Annotated in this window: 6 protein-coding genes; 3 read left to right on the top strand and 3 right to left on the bottom strand. The window is 56.3% G+C overall.

Annotation, left to right across the window (positions count from 1 at the left end; genetic code table 11):
- Positions 1–165: 165 nt before the first annotated feature.
- Both E3O65_RS17660 and E3O65_RS16515 read right to left on the bottom strand, forming a co-directional pair.
- The gene (locus tag E3O65_RS17660; RefSeq protein WP_422386439.1) at positions 166–612 is read right to left on the bottom strand and encodes an ImmA/IrrE family metallo-endopeptidase; all 447 of its coding nucleotides are present in this window, start codon (positions 610–612) and stop codon (positions 166–168) included.
- Positions 613–726: 114 nt separating this feature from the next.
- Complete coding sequence (locus E3O65_RS16515) at positions 727–1,092, bottom strand: helix-turn-helix domain-containing protein (protein ID WP_134364812.1); 366 nt, start codon at positions 1,090–1,092, stop codon at positions 727–729.
- A 144-nt stretch (positions 1,093–1,236) separates the two neighbouring features.
- Between E3O65_RS16515 and E3O65_RS16510 the strand changes: the two genes are divergently transcribed.
- The 3 genes from E3O65_RS16510 (at position 1,237) to E3O65_RS16500 (ending at position 3,370) form a co-directional block, all read left to right on the top strand.
- On the top strand, positions 1,237–2,238 hold the full coding sequence (locus E3O65_RS16510) for a hypothetical protein (protein ID WP_134364811.1): 1,002 nt from the start codon (positions 1,237–1,239) through the stop codon (positions 2,236–2,238).
- On the top strand, positions 2,235–2,771 hold the full coding sequence (locus tag E3O65_RS16505) for a hypothetical protein (protein ID WP_134364810.1): 537 nt from the start codon (positions 2,235–2,237) through the stop codon (positions 2,769–2,771). Before E3O65_RS16510 ends, E3O65_RS16505 begins: the two co-directional genes overlap by 4 nt.
- A 185-nt stretch (positions 2,772–2,956) precedes the next feature.
- On the top strand, positions 2,957–3,370 hold the full coding sequence (locus E3O65_RS16500) for a hypothetical protein (protein ID WP_134364809.1): 414 nt from the start codon (positions 2,957–2,959) through the stop codon (positions 3,368–3,370).
- A 118-nt stretch (positions 3,371–3,488) separates the two neighbouring features.
- Here E3O65_RS16500 and E3O65_RS16495 read toward each other — a convergent pair whose 3' ends face one another.
- On the bottom strand, positions 3,489–4,235 hold the full coding sequence (locus E3O65_RS16495) for a DUF3800 domain-containing protein (RefSeq protein ID WP_166785807.1): 747 nt from the start codon (positions 4,233–4,235) through the stop codon (positions 3,489–3,491).
- Between the last annotated feature and the right edge of the window lie 369 nt (positions 4,236–4,604).

Raw genomic sequence — 4,604 nt, 5'->3', positions numbered from 1 at the left:
ATACCCTCGCGAACCCGAACCCAGAACAAGTTCTCGCGATCCTTCAACACCACTCTCGACGCCATCAACAACACCTCACTCATACGGTGTTGCTACGACCCCTTGAAACCGCCCATGGGTTTTGAGACATCTCTGTGGCGCAAGGAGAAGCATCCAAGGCTCGAACTACCTGCCTTGCTTCGCCAGCCACCGCTCTCGGATTTTCGGGCCTCCTGATACACGCATCCGCCAAATTGCCATCTCTAAACTCACATCGAACCTTGCCGCGAGGGTTTCCGGCTGCCATCCGTACACGGCATGTGTTTTGGCTGCCGCGGCTGGCACGAGAAGGGCTCCTCCCAGCTCAGCCGCCTCTTTCTCGTGAGCGGGCGAAGCTCCACACTTCTTGCCTCCGGGCTCCATCCATGCCACGTCCAAGCGGTGCTCCGCGATCAGATGCGCAACTTCGTGCGCTAGGTCAGATCGGATCCTAGCTGCGGAATGAGCGTGATTGTAGATAACGCAATGCCCGAGGTGGTCCTTTACGACCGCAGCAGACCACAGTTCAGGAGCGTCCACAGTCAACCGCTGCAGAGTCGCTGGGTCGCTAGTCGCTTGGTCCAAAGACAGCATCGGGACACCCCACTCGCGGGCCCAGTGCAGAGGGTCAAAACGCTGGTCTGGCGTCAAACCCAAGTCTCGTCGTACTTCATTCGCCAACCGTCCAAGCTCTGCCTTATTCATCAGTTAGGTTTCCGGTCGAGTACTCCGGACCACCTGCAAGCCCGACTTGAAGACGTTCTCAAGCAGCATCTTGTCCCCGTCGCTTAGATCACGTCTCGCACGCAGCAGCGCGGAGACCTCACTCGTAAGTTCTGGCTGTTCCTCGCGACGACCTTCTCCCTCAAGAAAATCTTCAGTTGACATGTTGAGCCATCGCACGATCAGTACATAGGCGTCCAGATCGGGCCGCTGTCTGTTTCGTAGCCGAGAGAGCAGTGACGGGCTGACGCCGATCTGTCCGGCTGCTTGTCGCCACGACAATTTCTCCGCCTCGATCCTTGCATGAAGGACCGCTACGAGTCTTGTGACATCGATATTGGTTTGCGCCATTAGGTTCTCCCTCTATATAGGTCAATGGTACGCAACCGAGAGGGTGTTGCGCTACCGATACACTTAAGATATCTTGAGTGTGTCGGTAGCACAACAGTATGCCGCACCCGACATTTCCGACGCTTACCCTGATTGGACCAAAACATGCCCCGAATAACTACCGACTTCCGCATCAGCGGGCCTGTCGATTTTCTCGACGTGAACGTTGAGCGCGACAATTTGCTGTTTATCGATCCCAGTGCCATCCGAGTTGCGGCCAAAACCGGTGATCGGTATGGATTGGTCGCCGACGCTGCCCTTACCAAGTTCTTTGACGAGATCCTTGTGAAACTTCGTTCTGCAGCCCCTGCAGATCACATCTCCGGAGAACGTAGCCTGCAGCACTTCAGGGAGCTCGGAGCCACCCGATTGGGTATGTCTAGTGAGGGCACCCAGGGGCATGGCGCCGCCGAAAAACTTGGCACACAGATCTGGAACGAACTTCTCGGTAATCCCCTGTGTCAGCTCGCCGTCGCAACGCTCAAATATGTCGAAGATATCCCGTTGTTCGTTGCCAGGATCGATAAAGACGTCACATCTGATGTCACGGCGAGGATCGTGCTTGAAACCCTCGAACAGTTCACCAGCGACATGATGGCGAAGCATCCCGAGTTCCATACTCGGCGGCCGACAACCACTATGAAAACCACCTATTGGAACAATGCCCGCGCCACCTGGGAATCGAAGACTCTCACTCTTCCGGTTGCGGACGGTAAACCCCTCCTCCTCGTCCCGAAGTGGTTCGCCAACTACAAGATCCAAATGACCTATGGCCAGTATTACGGGGTCGCTGTCCTCGATTACGTGAAGTGGGAAAACCTAGTGAAAGTCGTCCGGCGCAAGGAAACCGTGTCTCGTCCGCGGTTCACGAAAAAGGAACTCAAGACCATGTCGGCCTTTGCGCCGAACCGATCGACAAGCGCAAATCAGACAGCCCGCATCCTTGAGAAGGATGGCATCGACGTGTTGGGAAGCTACCGAGCCGAACGGCAGAGCTCTTTTCTCGCCCTGACAGACGACCAGCTCGAGTTCCACCTGAGCCGCAGGCCTGGGCCACGTTCTAAACACACCGGTGGACGGTCGGCTAGGGAAGAGGCAGAACAGTGAAAACGGCAAACTTTCAAGCGCTACGCCGCGCTGTTGCTGACGCGTCGACGGCGAGCAAATGGAAGACCGGCATTCTTGAGTGGGAGGTTACGTCCGTAGAAGAGCACCCCACGAGCGAAGGAGAATGCGTCTGCGGTCAAACGAACCTGCTGTGGATGTACACCATCACGAACACTGACAATGGTGCAGAGCTATTTCCTATCGGGAGCACCTGCGTCAACCACTTCGAGCGGACCGACCTCAACCGGCAAATTGCGGTCTTCCGGAAGTTGGTAGATATCCGCAGCGCCGCTCGCGAAGGAAGGCAGATTGCCCTAACAGCGGAATACTTCTCACGCGCTGTACTCGATTATCTCTATGACGTCGGCGTATTCACCCCCGACCAGTACAACGAAAATGACGGTTGGAATGACTGGGAGTTTCTACGGAAGATGTTTGGCGTCCGAGATAAGACCGACATCAGTCCGAAACGACAGCGGAAAATACGAAAAATACTAGATCAAAAGATCGTCCCGTTCGTCCTGAGTATTTGAGGCTTTGAGCACCACCCAATCGTGCGGTTCAGCACCACCGTTCGTGCGGAAGGGCATCGCGCTCTGCTTCTAGTCCGTTCCTTACACTGCAAATGAATATCTTCACAGTTTCTTTGTGGTGTCATCGTTCGACACTGACGCGGGTCGTCGGCTGAAATGTCGTAGGTAGATGCCACTATGGCGACATGCCCGAATCCATCAGCATTGTCGGAATCGACACCGAAAACGTCGGCCATCCTCGAAATGACGGGACCCCAGGTTCGGGTCTATACGCCGTCCCAGTGAAGCTCTCCCGTGCTCCTTCAGTCCGAGAAGCACGACTGCTCGTTCACTTCTGGGACAATCCGAGCTCCTGGTCAACGATGCATCGGCGGGGTATCGCGAGGATCTCGGGGTCCTCTCTCATCCTTGATGGCACCACCATCGAAGAGGTGCGCGACATCCACGTCGCAACGGTCAGGCAAGCGGTCGCCGCCACAAACGCTGAGTACGCGTCCGAGCTCGCAAAGGAAGAGCGAGAACGCGAGTCAGACGAAGCGCGCAGAGTCGCGCACGAAGCGGAAGTTCGCCGGGTCGCAAGCGAGATTCAATTCGAATAGCTTTTTGAAGCACTAAGAGTTCCCTAGAAGGGGGCCTTGGCGGTACCATGAGAGTTACAACGGACCGGTTACCGGGACGTTGCCAGCCGAAGACCTCGCAATGCGGGGTCTTCGTTTTTTAAGGAACCCACGTCCACTCATGAACGGTCGAGGGGTCGATCTCCTTAAGCAGGCGCCGCATTGAGGCTTGAGCCGCTGGATGCTTTTCGACCACTGTGTTGCGACGGTGGTGCAGGTACGCCGCCAGGTCCGCCGACTGCAGGCCGACGCTGTTGCGCGACGAAGCAAAGTTGATCGGGGTCGAAATTCGGGCAAGCCTGTTGGACCGGTATCCGGGCGTTCCGGTTAGCTGGTAGGCCTCGAATTGTTTCTTGTGAACCTCCTGGGTCGCAATTTCATCCGCGACCACGATTACTTGTTCGAGTTCTCTGCTCTTACGGGCATGATCATCGATTCGTTCCAGCAAATGTCCAAGGACAATGCTGTGTGGTTGCTCCGGATACCTGTAGCGGGCATTGAGTCGGTTGATATCCACACCCCTGAAAAGATAGGTGATGCCAGCCGCACGAGCCTGGCGCAGGGCGGCCAGGTAGACACCCGCGGCTTCACGGTGTTTGCCGCGCAGGGGAGCCCATTCGCCCTCGCCACCCATGATTTCGTGTCCGTGGAGCTCGGCGTCGAGCGGGGTACCGTGAGCGTTCGCAGTCTTCTGTTTGATTTCAGCGAAGGACGCCTCAAGCCGTTCCCAAGCCTCAGTGGAACCAACCGCAGCAGCGATGTAATAGAAGTCCTTGTTATAGGACTCGTCGAGATAGGCAATCAGCACATTCCATGATCGCAGGGTGCGGAAGTGCGCGAGGTACACCGACGTCGAGCCTGGCGCTCGTTTCCTTGTAACTCGGAGGTGATGCGCACCGCCTTCAGTACCTAAGGCGTGGCCACAAAGGATCTCTCGGATCTTCATTACACTGGCCGGTTACTAGCCTTTGCGACACGGAGAATAGGTGACTGGATATGTGACTTTTGGCGCTTTGTGGCGTCGTTCTGTGATCGCTATTTGTCGCACCCACCTGGTTGCCGGCGCTGGCTCAGAGCGGCTTGTCAGCGTCTCGTATCCCATGGGCGGTTTCAAGGGGTCGTAGCAACACCGTATGAGTGAGGTGTTGTTGATGGCGTCGAGAGTGGTGTTGAAGGATCGCGAGAACTTGTTCTGGGTTCGGGTTCGCGAGGGTAT

The organism is Cryobacterium breve (assembly GCF_004402375.1).
Taxonomy (GTDB): domain Bacteria; phylum Actinomycetota; class Actinomycetes; order Actinomycetales; family Microbacteriaceae; genus Cryobacterium; species Cryobacterium breve.
The sequence above is the reverse complement of the archived record's forward strand: the minus strand, read 5'-3'. Positions and strand labels throughout refer to the sequence as shown.